The 22,093-nt window shown below is 69.4% G+C and carries 18 protein-coding genes; 9 read left to right on the forward strand and 9 right to left on the reverse strand.

What is annotated here, in order from left to right; genetic code table 11:
* Positions 1 to 15 precede the first annotated feature (15 nt).
* Both AC099J_RS23520 and AC099J_RS23525 read left to right on the forward strand, forming a co-directional pair.
* Positions 16 to 1,386 carry a metallophosphoesterase family protein gene (locus AC099J_RS23520; protein WP_479617722.1) on the forward strand — a complete coding sequence of 457 codons (1,371 nt, stop codon included), beginning with the start codon at positions 16 to 18 and terminating at the stop codon, positions 1,384 to 1,386.
* 70 nt (positions 1,387 to 1,456) lie between these two features.
* Complete coding sequence (locus AC099J_RS23525) at positions 1,457 to 3,871, forward strand: putative bifunctional diguanylate cyclase/phosphodiesterase (RefSeq protein ID WP_479617723.1); 2,415 nt, start codon at positions 1,457 to 1,459, stop codon at positions 3,869 to 3,871.
* Between the two features lie 23 nt (positions 3,872 to 3,894).
* On the opposite strand, the gene fahA is transcribed toward AC099J_RS23525, so the two are convergent.
* From fahA to AC099J_RS23555, 6 genes are all read right to left on the reverse strand, one after another.
* Positions 3,895 to 5,169 carry a fumarylacetoacetase gene (gene fahA, locus AC099J_RS23530; protein ID WP_479617724.1) on the reverse strand — a complete coding sequence of 425 codons (1,275 nt, stop codon included), beginning with the start codon at positions 5,167 to 5,169 and terminating at the stop codon, positions 3,895 to 3,897.
* Positions 5,166 to 6,458, reverse strand: coding sequence for a homogentisate 1,2-dioxygenase (gene hmgA, locus AC099J_RS23535; protein WP_479617725.1), 1,293 nt, complete (start codon positions 6,456 to 6,458; stop codon positions 5,166 to 5,168). The genes fahA and hmgA overlap by 4 nt, the downstream gene beginning before the upstream one ends.
* Positions 6,459 to 6,470: 12 nt before the next feature.
* Positions 6,471 to 7,439 (reverse strand): Bug family tripartite tricarboxylate transporter substrate binding protein, encoded by a 969-nt coding sequence (locus AC099J_RS23540; RefSeq protein WP_479617726.1) that lies wholly within the window; start codon positions 7,437 to 7,439, stop codon positions 6,471 to 6,473.
* A 194-nt stretch (positions 7,440 to 7,633) separates the two neighbouring features.
* Positions 7,634 to 7,837, reverse strand: a complete 204-nt coding sequence (locus tag AC099J_RS23545) for a DUF2783 domain-containing protein (protein WP_479617727.1) — start codon at positions 7,835 to 7,837, stop codon at positions 7,634 to 7,636.
* Positions 7,838 to 7,848: 11 nt separating this feature from the next.
* Positions 7,849 to 9,504: an FAD-dependent oxidoreductase gene (locus AC099J_RS23550; protein ID WP_479617728.1), complete on the reverse strand. Its 1,656-nt coding sequence runs from the start codon at positions 9,502 to 9,504 to the stop codon at positions 7,849 to 7,851.
* 31 nt (positions 9,505 to 9,535) lie between these two features.
* Positions 9,536 to 10,498 carry an MBL fold metallo-hydrolase gene (locus AC099J_RS23555; RefSeq protein WP_479617729.1) on the reverse strand — a complete coding sequence of 321 codons (963 nt, stop codon included), beginning with the start codon at positions 10,496 to 10,498 and terminating at the stop codon, positions 9,536 to 9,538.
* Positions 10,499 to 10,634: 136 nt separating this feature from the next.
* Between AC099J_RS23555 and AC099J_RS23560 the strand changes: the two genes are divergently transcribed.
* Positions 10,635 to 11,447 (forward strand): IclR family transcriptional regulator, encoded by an 813-nt coding sequence (locus AC099J_RS23560; RefSeq protein ID WP_479617730.1) that lies wholly within the window; start codon positions 10,635 to 10,637, stop codon positions 11,445 to 11,447.
* Here the strand turns inward: AC099J_RS23560 and AC099J_RS23565 are convergent.
* The 3 genes from AC099J_RS23565 to AC099J_RS23575 all read right to left on the reverse strand — a co-directional run bounded on the left by AC099J_RS23565 (position 11,425) and on the right by AC099J_RS23575 (position 14,954).
* Positions 11,425 to 12,366 (reverse strand): AEC family transporter, encoded by a 942-nt coding sequence (locus AC099J_RS23565; RefSeq protein WP_479617731.1) that lies wholly within the window; start codon positions 12,364 to 12,366, stop codon positions 11,425 to 11,427. The two genes, AC099J_RS23560 and AC099J_RS23565, sit on opposite strands and share 23 nt — an antisense overlap.
* A gap of 35 nt (positions 12,367 to 12,401) precedes the next feature.
* Positions 12,402 to 14,498, reverse strand: a complete 2,097-nt coding sequence (locus AC099J_RS23570) for a TonB-dependent receptor (RefSeq protein WP_479617732.1) — start codon at positions 14,496 to 14,498, stop codon at positions 12,402 to 12,404.
* A 78-nt stretch (positions 14,499 to 14,576) separates the two neighbouring features.
* Positions 14,577 to 14,954 (reverse strand): hypothetical protein, encoded by a 378-nt coding sequence (locus tag AC099J_RS23575; protein WP_479617733.1) that lies wholly within the window; start codon positions 14,952 to 14,954, stop codon positions 14,577 to 14,579.
* A 175-nt stretch (positions 14,955 to 15,129) separates the two neighbouring features.
* Between AC099J_RS23575 and AC099J_RS23580 the strand changes: the two genes are divergently transcribed.
* The 6 genes from AC099J_RS23580 (at position 15,130) to AC099J_RS23605 (ending at position 22,079) form a co-directional block, all read left to right on the forward strand.
* Complete coding sequence (locus AC099J_RS23580) at positions 15,130 to 15,909, forward strand: YdcF family protein (protein ID WP_479617734.1); 780 nt, start codon at positions 15,130 to 15,132, stop codon at positions 15,907 to 15,909.
* A 75-nt stretch (positions 15,910 to 15,984) separates the two neighbouring features.
* Positions 15,985 to 16,638 carry a TetR/AcrR family transcriptional regulator gene (locus AC099J_RS23585; protein ID WP_479617735.1) on the forward strand — a complete coding sequence of 218 codons (654 nt, stop codon included), beginning with the start codon at positions 15,985 to 15,987 and terminating at the stop codon, positions 16,636 to 16,638.
* Complete coding sequence (locus AC099J_RS23590) at positions 16,635 to 17,765, forward strand: efflux RND transporter periplasmic adaptor subunit (protein WP_479617736.1); 1,131 nt, start codon at positions 16,635 to 16,637, stop codon at positions 17,763 to 17,765. Before AC099J_RS23585 ends, AC099J_RS23590 begins: the two co-directional genes overlap by 4 nt.
* A 20-nt stretch (positions 17,766 to 17,785) precedes the next feature.
* Complete coding sequence (locus AC099J_RS23595; RefSeq protein ID WP_479617737.1) at positions 17,786 to 20,947, forward strand: efflux RND transporter permease subunit; 3,162 nt, start codon at positions 17,786 to 17,788, stop codon at positions 20,945 to 20,947.
* Positions 20,948 to 21,014: 67 nt separating this feature from the next.
* Entirely contained in the window at positions 21,015 to 21,701 is a 687-nt protein-coding gene (locus tag AC099J_RS23600; protein ID WP_479617738.1) for a protein-L-isoaspartate O-methyltransferase family protein, read from the forward strand.
* A gap of 27 nt (positions 21,702 to 21,728) precedes the next feature.
* The gene (locus AC099J_RS23605) at positions 21,729 to 22,079 is read left to right on the forward strand and encodes a rhodanese-like domain-containing protein (RefSeq protein WP_479617739.1); all 351 of its coding nucleotides are present in this window, start codon (positions 21,729 to 21,731) and stop codon (positions 22,077 to 22,079) included.
* The last annotated feature ends 14 nt before the right edge of the window (positions 22,080 to 22,093 follow it).

The raw sequence follows: 22,093 nt of genomic DNA on the forward strand, positions 1-22,093 counted from the left end.
CGCGAAGGAGATCCCATGACCACACCCCGCATCACGCTCGTACTGAGTGACCTGCACCTGGGCGGCGGCCCCGCCGATCCGGGCGACGACCACATCCATCAGGGTGCACCGCTGGCCCGGCTGATCGCCGAGCAGGCGGCCACGCCCGAGGGCCGGGCCGGTGAAGTGGAGCTGTTCTTCAACGGCGATTTCCTGGAGTTCGCGCAAGTCAACACGCGCGCCTTCGGACACGCCAGCGACAAGTTCTGGTGCAACGAATCCGAGTCGTTGGCCAAGCTGGAGACCATCCTCGCAGGCCACGCCAACATCTTTGCGGCGTTGCGCGATTTCCAGGCCGCAGGCAACCGCGTGACGATCGCCGCCGGCAACCATGACGTCGACATCGCGTGGCCCCAGGTGCAGGCGCGGCTGCGCGAGGTGGCCGGTGCGGCCACGCGCTTTGAGATCGGGCAGGACTGGATCACGCGGCACGGCGGCAAGTTGCAGATCGGCCACGGCCACCAGCAGGACGTGGCCAACCGCTTCGAGCACTGGGCCGACCCGATCCGCCCCGGCGCCGGCGGCGTGGCGCAGCTGGAGATGTGCCCCGGCACGCTGTTCATGGTCAAGTTCGTCAACCGGCTGGAAGCGCGCTACCCGTTCGCCGACAACCTGCTGCCCGTCACCAAGCTGCTGCCCGTGCTGGCGCGTGAGGACAAGGGCGGCCTGGCCTCGGTCGCCTGGCTGGGGCTGAAGCTGGCGGCCACCACCAGCCTCAGCACGCTGGGCGCAGACGGCGCGCCCGACCTGGCCGCCGCGCTGCTGCAGCGCGTGCGCGACGAGCCCGCCTACCGCGCCGAGATCGGCACGGCCCTGAGCGCCGCCGGCCAGCACGACCTGGCGCAGCGCTGGCAGGCCGGTCCCTGGAAACAGGCCCTTCTGGCGCAGGCGATGGAGGCGCTGCTGGACCAGCTCGACGAGGCCGCGTGGGACCGCTTGTTCGCCCCGCCCCCGGGGGTGACGCTGTCGGCCGGCGGCGAGCCCGGCGCGGTCGACGGCGTGACCCTGGGCGCGCTGCGCAAGGCCGCCTTCGAAGACGGCAAGGCCCTCTTGCGCAAGAGCGCCCGCGAGCGCGCCGACGAGACCGGCGCGCCCGTCATCGTGATGGGCCATACGCACCAGGCGGACGAGGTGCACGATGGCGCGCTGCACTACTTCAACCCCGGCAGCTGGACGCGCTACCTGGAGCTGGCCAAGGGCCAGAACGTGCGCATGGCCGACCTGCGCGATGAGAGCCGTTTCCCCTACGCGCTGAACTATGTGCGCGTGCAGGCTGGCGCTGACGGGACGCTGGCCGCGCAGATGGTCTGCTTCGAGCGCAGCGCGCCGGTGGCCGGCCTGCCCTGAACGGGCGCGCACGGCGCAAGACATGCCCTCGTCATGGGCCGGCGCCACTATGATCGACGGTAGAGATGGTATGCACTACGATCATCTCGTCGTCATTGAGGGAAATCTCGTGATCACGTGGGCCGGTATGCAATGGATGCGGTTGCGCAGATGTTGGGCCCTGCCGGATGCCAGCGTGCAGGTGCGCGCCATCCTTCTGAACGGGCAGCTGCGCAACCTGCTGCGCGTGGTGCCCTGGTATGCGGCGACCATCGTCGGCACCGGCAGCGCAGTCTTCCACGAGTTGTGGCCATTCGTGCGTGATCAGACGTGGCAACCCTGGCTGACGGCCTTTGTGCTGGTCCACACCGCCTGGGCCGGCCATGCCGTGCTGTCCGTGCGCCGCGCAGACCGCGCTGGCAGGCGCCTGCTGGGGATGGCCGACCTGCGCATGTCTGCGCTCTGGTGTGTCTTGAGCGCTCTCGTCTGCGGCCTGGGCATCTACTTCGGCGGCTTGCTGGCAGGCGACGAGCGCAGCCGCGTGCTGTTCACCGCCTACACGCCGGGCCTCATCGCCACCGGGGTGCTGGTGGGGATCACCACCCCGCTGCTGTCCGTCACCTGGCTGGGCGTGCTCACGGTGGCGGCCTGCCTGATGGTCGCGCAGCACGACTTCGTGGCCCAGGGCACGACCATCGGCCTCCTGTGCAGCTATGCGCTCATGCTGACGGTGTCGCTGCTGTTTGCATCGCGCCTGTTCGTCAAGCGCATCGAAGCCGAGCAGGCCACCGAACAGGAGCGCCAGATCGTCGGCCTGCTGCTGCGCGACTTCGAAGCCGACGCCCGTGACTGGCTGTGGGAGAGCGACCGCGAGGGCGCCCTGACGCGCGTGGGGCTGCGCTTGTGCGAACTGCTCGGGCGCAGCCAGACCGAATTGCTGGGCCGGCCGCTGGACACCTTGTTCGCCCAGCAGCGCCTGCTGAAGGTCACCAGCGATGGCGAGGTCGGCCCCAACGCACTGCGCCGGTTGATGGGCGTGTGCGAGCCCTTTGGCGGTGTGGTGATGGAGGCGCACATGGGGGGTGATCTGCGCAGCTGGACCGTCAGCGCCAAGCCGCTGGTGGCCGCCCACGGTGGGTGGACCGGTTGGCGCGGTGTGGGGGTCGACGTGTCCGATGCGCGGGCCCGCGAGGCCGAAAGCATCGTGCGCGAGCAGCTGTATTACCTCGCCCACCAGGACCCGCTGACCGGCCTGCCCAACCGGCGCGCCTTTCTGGAAGTGGCCGAGCAGCAGCAGGCCGCCGGGGGCCGATGGGCCGTGGCCTTGCTGGATCTGGACCATTTCAAGACGGTCAACGACAGTCTCGGCCACGCCGCCGGTGACGAGCTGTTGTGCTCGGTGGCGCGCCGCCTGCGCCAGGCCGCCCAGGAGAAAGACGCCCTGGCGCGATTGGGCGGTGACGAGTTCGCGATGCTGTTGCGCGGGCTGCCCGCACACGGCTGGGAAAGCGAGATCGAGCGACGCATGCTGGGCCTGCTCGATGCGCTGCGGGTGCAGGAGCGCATCGGCGACTACCGCGTCGACGTGCGCGCGAGCATCGGCGCCTCGTGGACCGATGGCACGCTCGGCGCAGGCGACCTGCTGCGCCAGGCGGACACGGCCTTGTACGTGGCCAAGAGCGAGGGGCGTGACACCGTGCGCCTGCATGCACCCGGCATGAGCGACCGCGTGCGCGCGCGCCTGGCCATGGCCAGCGACCTGTCGTTGGCCCTTGAAGACCGCCAGTTCGACCTCGAGTACATGTCACTGCGCGAAGCCGGTTCCCTGCGCGTGCAAGGCTATGAAGCCCTGGTGCGCTGGCGCCATCCGCGACACGGCCGCCTGTCCCCCGCCCATTTCATTCCGATGGCCGAGGAATCCGGCACCGTGGTGCAGATCGGCATGTGGGTGCTGGAGCAGGCCTGCCGGGACGCCATGGCGTGGCCGCAGGACATGCTGGTGGCGGTCAACGTCTCTGCCGTCCAGCTGGCCACCCCGACGTTTGTCGAAGATGTCATGGACGTGCTGCAGCGTGTCGGCCTGTCGCCGGCCCGGCTGGAGCTGGAAGTCACCGAAACCGCGCTGACGCGGGATGCGAGCCGGGCGCGCACCGCGCTGCAGCGGCTGCGGGCCTTGGGGGTGCGCACCGCCATCGACGACTTCGGCGTCGGGTACTCGTCCATGGCGCAACTGCGCGAACTGCCGTTCGACCGCATCAAGCTGGACCAGTCGTTTGCCGCCGCGCTGCTGCGCGAGCCGACCGGCGGCATGACCCAGTCGATCATCGCCTCCGTCGTGCTGCTGGCCAACACCATGCGCCTGGACATCACCGCCGAAGGTGTCGAGCAGGCCGAGCAGTTGCAGATGCTGCGCGCGCTCGGCTGCCCCACGGTGCAGGGCTATCTGTTCGGCTCGCCCGCAGGCGCCGAGTACGTGGGCCTGGGCCACGCGCGCTCCGTAGTCTGAACGGTGCGCGCGGGGCCGTGTCGTCAGCCCGCCGCGACCACCGTGCCCCGCGCCTCGCCCAGGCCGATGCGCACCGCACCCGCACGCTCGCACCAGCCGCGCAGGATCAGCGTGTCGCCGTCTTCCAGGAAGGTGCGCGTCTCGCCGTTGGCCAAGGTCATGGGCTGCTTGCCGCCCAGCGTCAGCTCCAGCAGCGAGCCGGCCTCCGACTGCGCAGGGCCGGACAGCGTGCCCGAACCCAGCAGATCGCCCGGCTGCAGGTTGCAGCCGTTCACCGTGTGGTGCGCGATCAGCTGCGCGGCCGTCCAGTAGGCCGCCTGCGACGTGTTGCCGCGGGTCAGGCGCACGCCCTCCTCGCCGGCTGCGCGCATCTTCGCGGTCTGCAGCCAGACCTCCAGCGTGATGTCGAGCGCGCCACGTTCGCGGTTGCTGGCGGCGTCCAGGTAGGGCAGCGGCTGCGGGTCGCCCTCGGGCCGCGTGAAGGCCGCGCGGAAAGGGGCCAGGGCTTCGGTGGTCACGATCCAGGGCGACACGGTGGAGGCAAAGTTCTTGGCCAGAAACGGCCCCAGCGGCTGGTACTCCCAGGCCTGCAGGTCGCGCGCCGACCAGTCGTTGAACAGCCCCACGCCGAACAGGTGCTGCTCGGCATCCGCCATGGCGATCGGCTCGCCCAGCGCATTGCCCTGTGCCACGTAGAAGCCCAGTTCCAGCTCGTAGTCCAGCCGCTTGCTGGGGCCGAAGCTGGGCTCGGTGGCACCGGGGGCGAGGGTCTGGCCCTTGGGGCGTTTGAACTGCTGGCCGCTCACGCCGATCGACGAGGCGCGGCCGTGGTAGCCGATGGGCACCCACTTGTAGTTGGGCATCAAGGGCTGGTCGGGGCGGAACAGCTTGCCGACGGTGGTCGCGTGGTGGATGCCGGTGTAGAAGTCGGTGTAGTCGCCGATGCGGCAGGGCACGGTGTACTCGGCATCGGCTTGCGGCAGCAGCGCGGCGGCCCATGCGGTTTGCTGGGCGCTGCCTTCGCGCAGGCCTTTAGACAAGCGCGCGCGCAAGGCCTGGCGCTCGGCCGGCGATGCGGCCATCAGCGCATTCATGTCGTCGTGGTCGATGACGCCTGCAGCCTTCAGGCCCAGCACCTGGTCGCCGATGGCCACACCGATGCGGAAGGCATCCGGGCTGCCGGCCTTGCGGAAGCGGCCGAACGGCAGGTTCTGGATGGGGAAATCCGCGCCAGCGGCGTTGGCGGAGACAACCCAGCTGCGCAGCGCGGGATCGTGGGTGGCGTTCAGAGTGGTCATGGCTTGAATTGGTCCTTGAGGCCGGCCCAGCAGTCGGCGTAGTCCTGATCGAGCGCCGGGCTTTGCAGCGCGAACGCAGTCGGCACGAAACAGAAACGGCTCTCGAACATGAAGGCCAGTGTGTTGTCGAGCTTCTGCGGTTTCAGGTCCATGGACGAGGCTTTCTCGAAGGCTTCCTCGTCCGGCCCGTGCGGCACCATGGCATTGTGCAGGCTGGCGCCACCGGGCTTGAAGCCGCCCGGCTTGGCGTCGTACTCGCCATAGACCAGGCCCATGAACTCGCTCATCAGGTTGCGGTGGTACCACGGCGGGCGGAAGGTGTCTTCCATCACCAGCCAGCGCGGCGGGAAGATCACGAAGTCGCAGTTGGCCGTGCCCGGCGTGTCGCTGGGCGAGGTCAGCACTGTGAAGATCGATGGGTCCGGGTGGTCGTAGCTGATCGAGCCGATGGTCATGAAGTTCTTGGTGTCGTACTTCACGGGCGCCAGGTTGCCGTGCCAGGCCACGACGTTGAAGGGTGACTGCTTCAAGGGTGCCGTCCAGAAGCGGCCACCGAATTTCTTGACCACTTCATACGGGCCTGCGGTTTCTTCAAACGCGGCAACAGGCGCCAGGAAGTCGCGCGCATTGGCCAGTCCGTTGGAGCCGATGGGCCCCAGCTCAGGCAGCCTGAACTGCGCGCCGTAGTTCTCGCACACATAGCCGCGCGAGGGGCCATCGGGCAAGGCCACCTTGAACGCCACGCCGCGTGGCAGCAGCGCGATTTCGCCTGGCGCCACTTCCAGCACCCCCATCTCGGTGGTGATGACCAGCCGGCCCTGCTGCGGCAGCAGCAGCAGCTCGCCATCGGCGTTGACGAACGCGCGCCGGTCCATGGACTTGTTGGCCAGGTAGACCAGCGAGCCGATGCCGGCCTGCGCCGCCGCGTCGCCATTGGCCGCCAGGGTGACCATGCCGTCGACGAAGTCGGCGTCTCCCGCGAACGGGATCGGGTGCCAGCGCATGGGCTCGGGCGCCAGCGCCGTCTCGCGGTCGGCGCCGGTGGTCCAGCGCGCCTGGGCGTAGGGCTGGTAGCGGCCCGAGGCCACCGAGGGCTGGCGCCGGTACAGCCAGCTGCGCCGGTTCTCATGGCGCGGCGCGGTGAAGGCCGTGCCCGAGATCAGCTCGGGGTACAGGTTCATGGGTGCGCGCTGCGGGCTGTTGCGGCCCTGGGGCAGGCTGCCTGCCACGGCCTCGCTCGCGTATTCGTTGCCGAAGCCGCTCTGGTAGCGCAAGGTGTCTGGGCTCATGGTTGTGCCTCTTCAGTCGATCTTGATGTTGTTGGCACGGATGAGGCGGCCCCAGCGCTCGCGTTCCTGCTTCACATAGGCGGCCATCTGCTCGGACGTGCCGGGCAATGCCTCCACACCCAGCGCGTCATAGCGCGCCTTCACGGCGGGGGAGGCCAACGCCTCCTGCAAGGCCTTGCTGTAGCGCGCGACCGTCGCGTCGGTCGCGCCCGCCGGCACCGTGAGTCCCTGCCAGGCATAGGCCTCGTAGCCGGCCAGGCCCTGCTCCATCAACGTGGGCACGTTGGGCAGGCTGGCGATGCGCTTGGCACTGGCGACGCCAAGGGCCTTGAGCTTGCCGGAGAGAACGAACTGGTTGCCGCTGGCCGTGTCCACCAGCATGAACGGCACCTGGCCGCCCAGCACGTCCGCCACCGCCGGCGCCGCGCCCTTGTAGGCCACGTGCGTCATCTTCAGGCCGCTCTGCTCGGCCAGCAGTTCGGTGGCCAGATGGTGCGGGCTGCCGATGCCGGCCGATGCGTAGTTGATGCCACCGGGCTGCGCCTTTGCCCAGGCCAGGAACTCGGTCCAGTTGCTGGCCGGCACCTGCGGGCCGACCACCAGCACGAGGGGGAAGCGTGCCAGCAGGCCGACGGGCTTCAAGTCCTTTTCAGCGCTGTAGGAAAGCTTGGGAAACAGCGCGGGGTTGACCGCCAGCGTGGCGAAGTCGGCCGTGAACACGGTGTTCTCCAGGTCCTTGGCGCGCACCGCGTATTCAGCGGCGATGTTGGTTGCCGCGCCGGGCTTGTTGTTGATGACGATGGAGGCGCCCAGCGTCTTGGACATGGCCTCGGCCGTGGCGCGGGCCACAGCGTCGGAGCCACCGCCGGCGGCATAGCCCACCACCCATTCGATGGGCTTGCCGGACTGCGCCGACGCGGGCAGGGACACAGTGAACGAGAGGCTGGCGGCGGCCAGCAGGGGCAGGAAGGTCTTGATCATGGGGTTGTCTCCAGGGGTCGTGTAAACGTCACGGTGATTCATGGTGCGTCGCGCCAACTACCAGCCCACGAACAAACGGGTCCAGGCCAGGGCACCCGCGGAACTGGCTCTGCCAGGCCGCTGGGTGCGCCCCCCTCGCGCAGCAGAGGGGGGTTGGCGGAGCGCGCAGCGCGCAGACTGGGGGGTGATTCATTTCATGCAGCGCGCGCGGCGGCCAGGGCTTCGCGCAGCACCGGCATCGTGCCGATGTGGTTGGCCAATAGCAGCACGAGGCGTGCATTGAAGGCATGGCTTTCGTCGGTGGACAAGCCCTGGTGCGCATCGATCAGGGCTTCGTAGAAGTCGTCGGGCACGGCCAGGTTCGGGGCGGTGTTGAGGTGCTGTTCTTGGACAGTCATGTGGGGCTCCTTCAGTTGTTCTTCGCCAGGGCGCGGCCATGCGCGGCGCGCACGGCGGCGGCCGTGGGTTGGCGCCAGCGCGCGCAGACATGCTGGTCGGGCCGCAGCAGGTAGGTGCTGCCGTCCTGTGCGTCATAGCGCTCGGCCGCCAGCGCATGCGCGGCATCCAGCGGTACGCGCACGACTTCGAGCGGCAGGTCGGCATCGGCCAGCGCACGCAGGCTGGCCTGTGCGCCCGCCCCGTCGCCGAACACCAGCGCGGCGAAGCGCGTGCTGCCCAGTTGCTGCAGCAGCCAGCCGCCCGCCACCGGCGCATCGGTGGCCACGGCGCCCGGCACCATGCGGCCGGCGAAGGGCTCGACGTCGGCCGTGTTCAGCGTCGAGTCGTGCAGGGTGGCCGGCACCGACAGGCGCCCGCTGTTGACCATGCGCCGCGCAAAGTCGTGCCGGCGCGCCAGGTGCAGCACGGCGTCGCGGAACAAGCGGCTGATCTCGCTCTTGGGCGTGATGAAGTCGGTGGCGCGCGTGGAGTTGAGGATGTTTTCGTCGGCCGCCATCTCGCGTTCGCGGGCATAGCTGTCCAAGAGCGCATCCCGGGCTTGGCGGCGCAGCACGGCGGCCAGCTTCCAGGCCAGGTTCTCGGCGTCCTGCAGGCCCGAGTTGGCGCCACGCGCGCCGAAGGGCGACACGCCGTGGGCCGAGTCACCCGCAAACAGCACGCGGCCATGGCGAAAGGCGTCCATCCGCAGGCACGAGAAGGTGTAGACGCTGGCCCATTCCAGCGTGACTTCGGCGCCCTTGAACGGCGAGGCGTCCAGCAGCGCCTGCACGCGCGGCATGATGTTCTCGGGCTTCTTTTCTTCCTCGGGATCGGCGTCCCAGCCAAGCTGGAAGTCGATGCGCCAGACACCATCGGGCTGGCTGTGCAGCAGCACGCTCTGGTTGCGGTGGAAGTCGGGGTCGAACCAGAACCAGCGCTCGGCCGGGAAGTCCACCGCCATCTTCACGTCGGCGATCAGGAACCGGTCCTTGAACTGGCGGCCGTGACTCTCCTGGCCGATCAGCTGGCGCACCGGCGAGCGCGAACCGTCGCAGGCAGCCACCCAGTCGGCTTGCAGCTGGTAATTGCCGTCCGGCGTCTCGATGGTCAAGAGCGCGTGGTCGGCGTGCTGCTCCACGCCCACGACCTTGTTCTGCCAGCGGATGTCGATCAGCGGCAGCTGCCCCGCGCGCTCGGCCAGAAAGCCTTCGACGTAGTACTGCTGCAGGTTCACGAACGCCGGGCGGGCGTGCCCTTCTTCGGGCAGCAGGTTGAAGCTGTAGACCTCTTCGCCGCGCAGGAACACGCGGCCGAGGTTCCACGACACCCCTTTGTGCACCATGGGTTCGCCGCAGCCCAGGCGGTCGAAGATCTCCAGCGAGCGCTTGGAAAAGCAGATGGCGCGCGAGCCGCTGGACAGGCGGTGGTCGTTGTCCAGCAGCACCACGGGCACCTGCTGCTGGGCCAGGTCGATGGCCAGCGCCAGGCCCACGGGGCCGGCGCCGACGATGACGACCGGGTGGCGGGCAGGCGTGGCGGCCCGCTGGTCGGCGTGCGCGACATAGTCGAACACGACGTTCTGGTAGTCCACGGCGCCGGTGGACTTGGCAAGGTCTTGCACATGCATGTCTTGTCTCCTCGATGGGTGCGGCCGTGCCTTACTGGCCTTCGAGCGTCTTCCACATCTGCACATCGCGCTCGGCCGTCCAGATGCGCGGGTCGGTGTATTGCGTCGCCTCGTCGTAGCAACGCGTCACGTCGAAGGGCATGCAGTGGTCGAAGATGACCCAGTGGCCGTACTTGGGCTTCATGGCCGCGAAGGTGTCTTTGTAGACGGCGTTCAGGTCCTTGCCGGCAGCCACGCCCTTTTGCACGTTGGCGTACACGTCGGCGATGAAGTCGCGCGTCTCCTGCAGGCCCTTGGCCACGTCTTCGGGGGTGGTCAGTGCGGCGCCGCGGCCGGGCACCAGGGCCTTGGGCTGCAGGGCGGCGATGTTGTCCAGGGTCTGCGGCCAATCCTTGAAGTAGGCGTCGCCGGCATACGGCGTGGCGCCGAACTCGACCAGGTCGCCCGAGAGCAGCGCCTTCTCGCCCGGCAGCCAGACGACCGTATCGCCCTTGGTGTGGCCACGGCCCAGCTGCAGCAGTTGCACCTCGAGCTTGCCCAGCCACAGCGTCATCTTGCCGGTGAAGGTCATGGTCGGCCAGGTCAGGCCCGGGGGCACGGTCTCCACGTTCTGGAACAGGCGCGGAAAGCGGCCGATTTCGCTGGCCTTGTCCTGCTCACCGCGCTCGACGATCAGGTCATAGGTGTCCTGGCTGGCCAGGATGTGCTGCGGCTGGTAGGCGCTGGCGCCCAGCACGCGCACGGCGTGGTAGTGGGTGAGCACCACGTATTGGATGGGCTTGTCGGTCACTTCGCGGATGCGGCGGATCACGTCGGCCGCCATGGCCGGCGTGGCCTGGGTGTCGGCCACCAGCACGGCGTCGTCGCCAATGATGATGCCGGTGTTGGGGTCGCCCTCGGCCGTGTAGGCCCAGGCGTGTTCAGAGATCTGGCTGAAGGTGACCTTCTTTTCTTCCAGGTCGGCTTGCGAGGCGAATTTTTTCTCGGTGTTCATGGGGTGCGTCTCCGTGGGTTGCGGCGAATCAATTCGCCATTGACAAACTGGTTTGCATTATTTCGCCTGAATTCGTTCTTGTCAAAAGAATTTGCGTAAGACAAACTCATACGCTCTCGACACCACCACCAGCGACATGCAGAACAAACACGACGGGCCGGAAGACAGCGGCCAGCGCGGCGTCCAGTCAGCGGAGGTCGGGGGCCGGCTGCTGCTGGCACTGGCCGGACAGCCGGGCGCGATGACGCTGAAAGATCTGGCCGCCGCGGCCGACATGCCGCCATCGCGCGCCCACCCGTATCTGGTCAGCTTCGGCAAGCTCGCCTTGATCGAACAAGACTCGGCCGGCCATTACGCGCTGGGGCCGGCGGCCTTGCAACTGGGGTTGACCTGCCTGTACCAGCTGGACCCGCTCAAGGCGGCGCTGCCGGTGGCCGAGACCCTGGCCCGCAGCACCGGTTACGCGGTGGCGCTGTCGGTGTGGGGCAACTTCGGCGCCACCATCGTGCGCATGATCGACGCGCGCCAACCGCTGCATGTGTCGATGCGCGCGGGCACGGTGATGTCGCTGCTGGGCACGGCGACGGGGCGTGCATTCGCAGCGGTGCTGCCCATCGAGAAGCTGGAACACGCCCTGGGTGGCCCACTGGGCGAGCCCGAGGCCCAGGGCCGGCCACTGAGCGCAGCGCAACGCGACGAGTTGGGCGCGGCGATGGCCGAGATGCAGGCCCACGGCGTGGCGCGCGCCATGGGCCGGCCGATGCCGGGCGTCAATGCGTTCAGCGCAGCGGCCTTCGACCACGAGGGCGTGCCATCGCTGGTGATCACCGCGCTGGGGCACCAGGACCACTTTCCTTCGGAATGGGACAGCAGCGCCGCGCTGGCCGTGCGCGCAGCGGCGGCGGAGATCTCGCGCCGGCTCGGCTTCAGCGCCCCATCAGCAGCATGACCGCCGGCACGGTGGCCAGCGCCATCACGGTGGAGACCGCGACGGCCGCCGTGCTCAGGTCTTCGGCGGTGTCGTAACGCTGCGCGAAGATGAAGACGTTGGCGCCCATCGGCAGCGCCGCCGCCACCACCATGATCACCAACGGCAGGCCCGACAGGCCGAGCGCCCAGCCCAGGCCCGCGACCAGGGCCGGGTGCACCAGGTTCTTGATCGCGGCCATGCCCAGCGCGGCGCGCAGGTGCGCTCCGATGGCGGTGGTCGCCAGCGTGATGCCCACCATGATCAGTGCCAGCGGCGCGAAGGCCCCGCCCAGCACCTGCAGCGTCTTGTCCACCGGCTCGGGCAGCACCCAGCCGGTCTGGCCAAAGAGCAGGCCCAGCACGATGGGGATCGGCACCGGGTGGATCAAGGCGCTGCGCAGCGCCGGCGCCACCACCTTCAGCAGGCCGGGCCGCTCGCCGCCGTGCGCCCCGGCTTCGCGCGCGATGGCCAACTCGACCGACAGCGTGGCCGTGCTCAGCAGCACCAGCGCGTGCAGCGAGATCAGCGTCAGCAGCGTGACCATGCCGGCCGGGCCATACGCCAGGCCGATCAGCGGGATGCCGATCATCACGGAGTTGCTGTAGGTGTTGGCCATGGCGATCACGCTGGCCCGGCGTGTGAACCGGCCGCGCCAGATGGTCAGCGCGAAGATCAGGCCAGCGGCGATGAAATACGCCGCCACCGGCCGCAGGTCCAGATCCTGCACGCGCACCGCGCTCATCGAGCGGAACAGCAGCGCTGGCGACAGCAGGTAGAACACCAACGCCGACAAGTCCTTGACCGAGCGCGCGGCGATCAGGCCGCGCCGGCCGGCATAAAAGCCCAGCGCGATCATCAGCACGACCGGGAACAGCGAGGAGACGACGGGGTGGTTCACGGGCAGGATTGTCTGCGCCGACCCCACCCCGTCGCTCAGAACGCGACCTGTAGGCCGACCTTCAGGCTGCGCCCCGGCAGTGGCGCTTTCGGGAACGCTGTCGTCGTCAGCACCGAACTGGCGCTGTAGGCCAGCTGGTTCGTGAGGTTGTCCACGCGGGCGAACCACAGCAACTGCGAGGCGCCGGCCTGCTGCTTGTACGTCAGCGCGGCATTCCACAGGGTGTAGGCGCCGGTGGTGCGTTGGCCGGTGGCCGGCACGCGGCGCTGCGCCAGCGCGTGGTCGAAGCCCAGGCGTGCGCCGAACGCGCCCTGGCCCCAGATCCACGTGACCCCCAGCCGCGCCGGGGCGATGCGCGGCAACGGCTCGCCACTGTCCAGGTTGGTGGCGCGCACCACGTCGGCCCGCCACTGCACGTCGAGCGACGCGCCGCCCGGCGCCCGCGCCCAACCTGCCGGGCCGAGCACGCGCACATTGCCGCTGGCCTCGGCCCCGATGAAGCGCGCGCGCACGCCGGCATAGCGCAGCTCGGTCAGCGCCTCTTCGCCGCTGGCCGGGTCGGGGTTCAGCGTGCCGGCCGGGCTGCGCGTGTTGCCGGTGTCCATGAGGCCGATGTAGTTGGCAAAGCGTGTGACATAGCCGTTCACCGCAAAGCGATCGTGCTCGCGCGCCCAGGCCAGGCCCACATCCAGGCTGTTCGACTTTTCCTTGCGCAGCGTGGCGTCGCCGGTCTCCCAGGCGACGGTCGCCAGGTGCGGGCCGTTGGCGTACAGCTCGTAGTCCTTGGGTGCGCGCTGCGTGTGCGCCAGGTGCGAGGTGAATTGCCAGCCCGGGGCCAGCGGCATCTGCGCGCCCAGTGCCAGGCTGTGCGGGTGAAAGCGCCGGGTGCCGGTGGCAAAGCGGGTCACCGCCGGGTCGCTGCTGCCTTGCGATTGCATCTCGACGCGCTCGGTGCGCACGCCGAAGCTGAGCTTGCCCCAGGCCATCGGCCATTCTTCATAGGCGAACAGCGCCAGTTGCTGCGTGCGGCTGGCCGGCGCAAAGGCTTCCTCGCCCTCGGCCGAGAAGCGGTTCGATTCGCCCTGCAGGCCGATGACGCCCTCCAGCGGGCCGAGCCTGGCGTGCCGCGCCTCGACCCGCAGGTCGTTGCCGCGGTTGGCGAAGCGGGTGCCGGCGTCCAGGCCCTCGAACTCGGTGTGGGCGTAATCGGTGTGGCTGAACTGGGCCTTCACCCCGGTGATCCAGCCTGGCAGGTTGCGCCACTCGCCCTGCAGCGCATAGCGGGTCGAGCGCATGCCGATGGTGACCTCGTCCTCGGCCACGGTGCCGTAGTCGCTCTGGTAGCGGCTGACGGACGCACCGATGCTGCCGTGGTCGAAGAACAGCGATCCGCCGACCGCCCCGCCCTCGGTCTCGCTGGCCGAGTTGCAGATGCGCCGCGCCAGCGCCGGTGCGCCGGGCCGCGTGCAGGCCAGGTCGAGGGGCACGGCCGCATCGCCGGTGCGGCGCTTGAACACATCGGCATGCAGCGCATAACGGTCATTGCCGCCTTCGATCAGCAAGCCGCCACCGCGCTCCTTGTTGCCCGTGGCAGCGTTCAGGTCGGCCTTGCCGGTCACGCCGCCGGCCGCGTCGAACAGCGGCTGGCGCGGGATGCGGTTGTCGATCACGTTGACCACGCCGCCCACAGCGCTGCCGCCATAGAGCAGCGCGCCGGGGCCGCGCAGCACCTCGATGCGCTCGATGGCGAGCGGGTCGGACGGCACCGCGTGGTCGAAGCTCAGGCCCGAGGCGTCGAGGCTGGCGCCGCTGTTGTGCAGCACGCGGATGCGGTCACCGTCCAGCCCGCGGATGACGGGCCGGCTGGCGTTGGGGCCGAAGTAGGTGCTGCTGACGCCGGGCAGGCCGTCCAGCGTCTCGCCCAGCGTCGGCTTGGCGCGCAGCGTCAGCGCATCGCCCTCCAGGCGGGAGGTGGGCGTGGCGATGCCAGTCGTGCCCAAAGGATTGCCTGTGACGGTGACCGCCTGCAGGCTCGGCGGGGCGCTCTGGGCAACGGCGCTCAGGGATGCGAACGACAGGCTTGCGAGTTGGACGGCAGCGGCGATGGCGCTGCGGGAAAAGCGTGGAGACATAGGACCTTCGATGAATCGGACAAGGGCGCGGCCGCGCCGGGCGGCAAGCCCGGAGCGGTCCAACGGCGATGAGGGAGTTCAGCGAAGAGAAGGCGGTGCGCGGGCCTGGAAGGCCAGCGTGCGGCGCACCACCACGCCTGCCTGTGCGCCGGCCCGGGCAGTCGGCACACGCAGCGTCGCCACGGCCAGCATGGGCACGCCGGCCAGCAGTTCGGCCACGCCCAGGTGGTCGAACAGCTGGCAGTCCGACCGATCGACATGGCCGGCAAACAGGTGCAGATGCCCGTCGGCGTGCGGCCCCGCGCTGGCCGCCGACAGCTGCGCCGGTGCGCCCGCGCCGCCATGCTGCACGCGGTGCACCAGCCCCAGCGTCTGTGCCAGCAGGCAGGCGCACAGCAGCAGGCCGAGCAGCCATGACTGCCGGGGTGTACGGTGGGTGCGCAGGCGCAGGTTCAAGGGATGCAGAGACGGCGAGCGGGGGTGGATGGGCCGGGCGGGTGACCGCACCGACGGCCCGCAAAACCGGGCCGGTACACTGGAAAAGTGAGTGTAAACGTCCGCCTGCGCGACAGCGCCCCGGGTCAAGTGCCCACCCAACCCCTCCCCCACATGACCCCCTGCGAGGCCCGCCATGGACAGCGCTGAGTGGCGTCCCATCCTCTCCGGCCTGGTGCTGCCGCCGACCGGCCCGCTGCTGCTGGCGCTGCTTGGCTGGCTGGTCGCGCGCAGGTGGCGCACGGCAGGCCGCACGCTGGGGCTGGCGGGCCTGGCCACGCTGTGGCTGCTGTGCTGCAACGGCACGGCGATCTGGCTGTCGCACACGCTGCTGCCCGCCGTGCAGCACCTGCCGCCCGCCACGGCGGCACAGCTGCTGGCGCAACAGCAGGTGCAGGCCATCGTCGTCCTGGGCGGTGGCGTGCAGCGCCATGTGCCCGAGTTCGATGGCCCGCTGCCGGGCAGCATGACAGCCGCGCGCGTGCAGTACGGCGCCTGGTTGTCGCGCCAGAGCGGCCTGCCGCTGGCCTTCGCCGGTGGGTTGGGCTGGGCCAGTGCGGGCGACGCCGACCACCCCAGCGAGGCCGCATCCATCCGCGCGCTGCTGGAGCGCGCCGGCGCGCCCACGCCGCGCTGGCTGGACGACCGCTCGCGCGACACCGCCGAGAACGGCCGCAACATCGCCCGGCAGTTGCAGCCCGAGGGCATCGGCCGGGTGGCCCTTGTCACCCACGCCTGGCACATGCCGCGCGCGGTGCGGGCGTTCGAGGCGGCCGGCCTCTCGGTGCTGCCCGCGCCCATGGGCTTCGTCGTGCCGCACCAGCGGCCACTGCTCGAGTGGCTGCCCAGCAGCTATGGGCTGGACGCCTCTTACCTGGTGATGCGCGAATGGCTGGCCTGGCGCATGGGGCGATGACGCCCGCGCCTTGACACGCCAAAGCCCCGCTGGCTACATTAATAACCCGCCAGTCATTAGCAACTCCCTTCCTCCGTGCCAACCCTCTCCTCGCGTTCATCGCAGCCCAAGCGCGCGCGACGCAAGGACGCGCGCCCGGGCGAGCTGTTGGACGCGGCGTTGGATCTGTTTGTCGAAAAGGGCTTTGCCGCCACCCGGTCCGAAGAAGTGGCCGCGCTTGCCGGCGTGTCCAAGGGCACGCTGTTCCTGTACTTCCCCACCAAGCAAGACCTGTTCAAGGCCGTGGTGCACGAGAACCTGGCGACACGCTTCGTGGCCTGGAACGCCGAGTACGACAGCTTCACCGGCAGCACCGCCGAGATGCTGCGCTACTGCCTGGCCGCCTGGTGGACGCACGTGGGCAAGACCAAAGCGTCGGGCATCAGCAAATTGATCATGACCGAGGCCCACAACTTCCCCGAGGTCGCGGCCTACTACCAGGCCAAGGTCATCGATCCGGCAGCCGTCCTGGTGCGGCGGATACTGCAGCGCGGCATCGACCGCGGCGAATTCGAACCCGTCGACCCCGACTACGCCGTGTTCAGCATCCTGGGCACCTTCGCCTACCTCATTGCCTGGAAGCATTCCATGGATACCTGCCTGCCACCCGGGCTCCCGTTCGATCCCGAGCGCTACCTGGCCTCGCAGGCCGACATCATTCTGAACGGCCTGCAGCGCCGCGGTGCATGACGGCTGGTCGTCGCGCAATCGGTTGGGGGGTTGCCCTGGTGGTGCTGGCACTGCTGCTGGCGGGCGGGTGGCGTTGGCAGCAAAAGCGCGTGGCCCAGCGCACCGCCGCCGCCACGGTGCAGGCGACGCCCGCACTGGAACTCGTGTCCTCCGATGTCGCCGAGGTGCGCGAACGCACGCTGGTGCAGGGCCTGCCGATCTCCGGCACGCTCAAGGCGACGCGCTCGGCCCTGCTCAAGGCCCGGGTGGCAGGCGAGCTGCAGGAGCTGCGCGTGCGCGAGGGCGACAGCGTGCAGGCCGGCCAGCTGATCGCGCGCATCGACCCGGCCGAGGTCAATGCCCGGTTGCGCCAGGCGCAGGAGCAGGCCGACGCGGCGCGTACGCAGATCGACATCGCCCAGCGCCAGTACCGCAACAACCAGGCGTTGGTAGACCAGGGCTTCATTTCGCGCACGGCGCTGGAGACGTCCGAATCCAGCCTGCGCTCGGCCCAGGCCACGCACCGCGCAGCGCTGGCGGCGGTGGACCTGGCGCGCAAGGGGCTGGACGATACCCAGATGCGCGCGCCGATTGCCGGCCAGATCGCGCAGCGCCTGGCACAGAGCGGCGAGCGCGTGGCCGTGGACGCGCGCATCGTCGAGATCGTCGACCTGCGCCAGATGGAGATGGAGGCCATGCTGGCTGCGGCCGATGCGCTGCAGGTGCAGGTGGGTCAGCACGCCAACGTGCAGATGGAAGGTGTGGCGCAGCCGTTCAAGGCGCGCGTGCAGCGCATCAACCCCAGCGTGCAGGCCGACAGCCGCAGCGTGCTGGTCTACCTGCTGCTGGACCCGGCCCCCGGCCTGCGCCAGGGCCTGTTCGTGCAAGGCTTGCTGGACACCGGCCAGCAGGCCGCGCTGAGCGTGCCGCTCGCGGCCGTGCGCACCGACAAGCCTGCGCCCTATCTGCAGCTGGTGCAGGACGGGCGCGTCGTCCACCGCACCGTGCAGCCCGGCCTGCGCGGGCAGGACGGTGGCGAGACGCTGGTGGCCGTGAGCGGCATCGAGGCCGGCACGGTGGTGCTGCGCGGCAGCGTGGGCACCTTGCCCGAGGGCGCCGCCGTGCGCTTGCCCATCACCAAACCCTGACGGACCCAGGCACACCGCGCATGTGGTTCACCCGCGTCAGTCTGCGCAACCCGGTCTTCGCCACCATGGTGATGTTGGCCATCGTGGTGCTGGGGGCCTTCTCCTACCAACGGCTGCAGGTCGACCAGTTTCCCAACATCGACTTCCCGGTCGTGGTGGTGACCACCGAGTACCCCGGCGCTTCGCCCGAGATCGTCGAGGCCGAGGTCAGCCGCAAGATCGAGGAAGGCGTCAATTCGATCGCCGGCATCAACTCGCTGACCTCACGCAGCTACGAGGGCATGTCGGTGGTGATCATCGAATTCCAGCTGCACATTGATGGCCGCAAGGGCGCAGAGGACACGCGCGAGAAGGTGGCCGCCATGCGCCCGCTGCTGCGCGACGAAGTGAAAGAGCCGCGCGTGCTGCGCTTCGACCCGGCCAGCCGGGCGGTGTGGTCGGTTGCCGTGCTGCCGGACGCCGGCCCCGGCGCCACCGCGCCCACGCCAGTGGAGATGACCAACTGGGCCGACCAGGTTCTCAAGAAGCGGCTGGAGAACGTGCGCGGCGTCGGCTCGGTCACCCTGGTGGGCGGCACGCGGCGCGAGATCAACCTCTACCTGAACCCGCAGGCCATGGAGTCGCTGGGCGTGACCACCGCCCAGGTGGTGGACGCGGTGCGCGGCGAGAACCAGAACCTGCCCCTGGGAGCCGTGCGCTCGCTGCAGTCGGACCGCGTGCTGCAGATCGACGGCCGCGTGCAGCGGCCCGAAGACATGGGCCGCATCATCGTGGCGCGCAGAAGCGGCGGCCCGATCCGCCTGGAGCAGGTGGCCCGCGTGCAGGACGGCGCGCAGGAGCTGGACAGCCTGGCGCTCTACAACGGCCAGCGCACGCTGCTGCTCACGGTGCAAAAGGCGCAGGACGAGAACACCATCGCCACGGTGGACGGCCTGGCGCGCACGGTCGCCGCCATGGCCGGCGAGCTGCCGCCCGGCGTGCGGCTGGAGCCGGTGATCGACGCCTCGCGCGCGATCCGCGTCGGGGTCTCCAACGTGCGCCGAACTCTGGTGGAGGGCGCGCTGCTCACCGTGCTGATCGTCTTCCTGTTCCTGAACTCGTGGCGCTCCACGGTGATCACCGGCCTGACGCTGCCGATCGCCCTGATCGGCACCTTTCTGTTCATGTACCTGTTCGGCTTCACCATCAACATGATCACGTTGATGGCGCTGTCACTGTGTGTGGGGCTGTTGATCGACGATGCCATCGTCGTGCGCGAGAACATCGTGCGCCATGTGCAGATGGGCAAGAGCGCCTACCGCGCCGCCATGGAGGGCACGCAGGAGATCGGGCTGGCGGTGCTGGCGACCACGCTGTCCATCGTCGCCGTGTTCCTGCCGATCGGCTTCATGGGCGGCATCATCGGCAAGTTCTTCCACGAGTTCGGCGTCACCATCGTGGCGGCCGTGCTGATCTCCATGTTCGTCAGCTTCACGCTGGACCCGATGCTCTCCAGCATCTGGGAGGACCCGAGCATCCACGGCGCGCGCTCGGACCGGCCCCGCACGCTCTACGACAAGACCATCGGCCGCGTGACCGGATGGTTCGACCGGGCGACCGAGCGCATGTCGGATGTCTACCAGCGCATCCTGCGTTGGTCGTTGGTGCACAAGCTCAAGACACTGGCCCTGGCGCTGGCGATCTTCGTCACCAGCGTGCTGCTGCTGCCACTCCTGGGTACCGAGTTTGTGCCGCAGGCCGACTTCTCGGAGACCTCGATCAGCTTCTACACGCCGGTCGGCTCGTCGCTGGAGGTGACCGAGGCCAAGGCCCGGCAGGTCGAGGCCCTCGTGCGCGAGCTGCCCGAGGTGCGCACCACCGTCGCCACCCTGAACACCGGCAACGCACAGGGCAAGATGTTCGCGTCCATCTACGTACGGCTGGTCGACCGCAAGGACCGCAGCCGCAGCGTCGGCCAGCTCTCGGCGGTGCTGCGCGAGCGGCTGCAGCGCGTGGCCGGCATCACCGTGACGCACGTGGGCCAGGCCGATGCGGTGGGCGGCGGCAAGCAGGTCGAATTTTCACTGCAGGGGCCGGACCTGGCCGAGTTGCAGCGCATCACGCGCCAGGTCGAAGCGCGGCTGCGCACCATCCCCGGCCTGGTCGACCTGGACACCAGCCTGAAGGCGGACAAGCCCACGCTGAACGTGGAGATCCGGCGCGAGGCGGCGTCCGACCTGGGCCTGTCGGTGGCTGGCATCGCCACGCAGCTGCGCACCATGGTCGCCGGCCAGACCGTGGGCAACTGGCGCGCGCCGGACGACCAGACCTATGACGTCATCGTGCGGCTGGAGCCCGACGCGCGCAACACGCCGCAGGATCTGGAACGCCTGCCTTTGACGACAGGCCCCAACGGTGAGATCGTGCGGCTGAACCAGGTGGCCAGCATCGGCGAGACCACGGGCCCCAACCAGATCAACCGCCGCGCGCTGGCGCGCGAGGTGGCGATCAATGCCAACGTGTCGGGCCGCTCGGCCGGTGAAGTGTCGGCCGACGTGCGCCAGGTGCTGGACAGCATCGCCCTGCCGCCCGGCTACCGCACGCAGTTCGGCGGCGCCACGCGCAACATGCAGGAAAGCTTCGGCTACGCCGTGTCGGCCCTGGTGCTGGCCATCCTGTTCATCTACATGATCCTGGCCAGCCAGTTCAAGAGCTTTGTGCAGCCGCTGGCACTGATGACCTCGCTGCCACTGACGCTGATCGGCGTGGTGCTGACGCTGATGCTGTTCGGCTCCACGCTGTCGATGTTCTCCATCATCGGCATCGTCATGCTGATGGGGCTGGTGACCAAGAACGCGATTCTGCTGGTCGATTTCGCGATCCGCGCGCGCGAGGGCGTGCGGGCCGACGACGGCGCCGTGATCGAGCCCGGCATCGGGCGCAGCGAGGCGCTGCTGCTGGCCGCCCGCGTGCGGCTGCGCCCCATCCTGATGACCACGCTGGCCATGGTGTTCGGCATGGTGCCGCTGGCCTTCGCGCTGACCGAGGGCTCGGAGCAGCGCGCGCCCATGGGGCAGGCCGTGATCGGCGGCGTCATCACCTCCTCGCTGCTGACGCTGGTCGTGGTGCCGGTGGTGTATTGCTACATGGACGACCTGGCCGCCTGGTGCAAGCGTCGTTTTTCCCCCGCACGGGGGCCGTGAGCAGCAGCAAGCCCCCCTAAAATCCTCGCCGTGTCGTGACTTCCACGCTTGCACCTACCTCCCCATCATGACCCCCGCCGAAATCGAACTCAGCCGCTTCAACATGATCGAGCAGCAGATCCGCCCCTGGGATGTGCTGGACACCACCGTGCTGGCGCTGCTCGGGCAGGTGCGCCGCGAGCAGTTCGCGCCTGCGGCCTTGCAGTCGCTGGCCTTCATGGACACCGAAATCCCGCTGCGCGCCCCGCACGACGAAGCCCTGCGCAGCGGCCAGTGCATGCTGGCGCCGCGTGTCGAGGCCCGCACCGTGCAGGACTTGAACCTTCGCATCACCGACACGGTGCTGGAGATCGGCACCGGCTCGGGCTACACCGCAGCGCTGATGTCGCACCTGGCGGCCCAGGTGCTGACCCTGGAGATCGACGCAGCGCTGGCCGACACCGCCCGCGCCAACCTGCGCCAGGCCGGCGTCACGAATGTCGAGGTGCGCCACGCCGACGGCGCCAACGGCGCACCCGGCCAGGGCCCGTTCGACGCCATCGTGCTGAGTGGCTCCGTGGCTGCCGTGCCCCCGGCGCTGCTGCAGCAGCTCAAACCCGGTGGCCGGCTGTTCGCCATCGTCGGCCAGGAACCGATGATGCGCGCCACTGTGGTCACCCGCGTCGGCGAAGGCCGCTTCGAGACCGCCCAGCCCTGGGACGCCATCACGCCGCGCCTGCGCAATTTCCCCGAGCCCTCGCCCTTCCAGTTCTGACGCCCCGACCGGAGCCCATTGCCCACCATGATCGAGCACATCACGCCCACCGGCCTGGCCCACTGGAACCCCACATCAGCCGCCGCCGGGCAGGGGCCTGGTGTCGTCGTGCTGGACGTGCGCGAACCGGGCGAGCTGGCCACGGCCAGCGTGCAGCCCGACGGCTTCACCCTCCTGGCCATCCCCATGGGCGAGATCCCGGCGCGGCTGGACGAGCTCGACCGCGACCAGCCCATCGCCTGCCTGTGCCACCACGGCGCGCGCAGCATGCGGGTGGCGCAATACCTGGCGCAGAACGGCTTTGTGCACCTGGCCAACATCACGGGCGGCATCGACGCCTGGTCACAGCAACGCGACCCCGCAGTTCCCCGGTACTGACCGCCTTCCACTGC

The organism is Rhodoferax sp. RT4P68 (assembly GCF_056521305.1).

Coding starts and splice junctions, on each gene's coding strand:
- AC099J_RS23520 (WP_479617722.1), top strand. CDS start 16: ATGACCACACCCCGCATCACGCTCGTACTGAGTGACCTGCACCTGGGC.
- AC099J_RS23525 (WP_479617723.1), top strand. CDS start 1,457: ATGCACTACGATCATCTCGTCGTCATTGAGGGAAATCTCGTGATCACG.
- fahA (WP_479617724.1), bottom strand. CDS start 5,169: ATGACCACTCTGAACGCCACCCACGATCCCGCGCTGCGCAGCTGGGTT.
- hmgA (WP_479617725.1), bottom strand. CDS start 6,458: ATGAGCCCAGACACCTTGCGCTACCAGAGCGGCTTCGGCAACGAATAC.
- AC099J_RS23540 (WP_479617726.1), bottom strand. CDS start 7,439: ATGATCAAGACCTTCCTGCCCCTGCTGGCCGCCGCCAGCCTCTCGTTC.
- AC099J_RS23545 (WP_479617727.1), bottom strand. CDS start 7,837: ATGACTGTCCAAGAACAGCACCTCAACACCGCCCCGAACCTGGCCGTG.
- AC099J_RS23550 (WP_479617728.1), bottom strand. CDS start 9,504: ATGCATGTGCAAGACCTTGCCAAGTCCACCGGCGCCGTGGACTACCAG.
- AC099J_RS23555 (WP_479617729.1), bottom strand. CDS start 10,498: ATGAACACCGAGAAAAAATTCGCCTCGCAAGCCGACCTGGAAGAAAAG.
- AC099J_RS23560 (WP_479617730.1), top strand. CDS start 10,635: ATGCAGAACAAACACGACGGGCCGGAAGACAGCGGCCAGCGCGGCGTC.
- AC099J_RS23570 (WP_479617732.1), bottom strand. CDS start 14,498: ATGTCTCCACGCTTTTCCCGCAGCGCCATCGCCGCTGCCGTCCAACTC.
- AC099J_RS23580 (WP_479617734.1), top strand. CDS start 15,130: ATGGACAGCGCTGAGTGGCGTCCCATCCTCTCCGGCCTGGTGCTGCCG.
- AC099J_RS23590 (WP_479617736.1), top strand. CDS start 16,635: ATGACGGCTGGTCGTCGCGCAATCGGTTGGGGGGTTGCCCTGGTGGTG.
- AC099J_RS23595 (WP_479617737.1), top strand. CDS start 17,786: ATGTGGTTCACCCGCGTCAGTCTGCGCAACCCGGTCTTCGCCACCATG.
- AC099J_RS23600 (WP_479617738.1), top strand. CDS start 21,015: ATGACCCCCGCCGAAATCGAACTCAGCCGCTTCAACATGATCGAGCAG.
- AC099J_RS23605 (WP_479617739.1), top strand. CDS start 21,729: ATGATCGAGCACATCACGCCCACCGGCCTGGCCCACTGGAACCCCACA.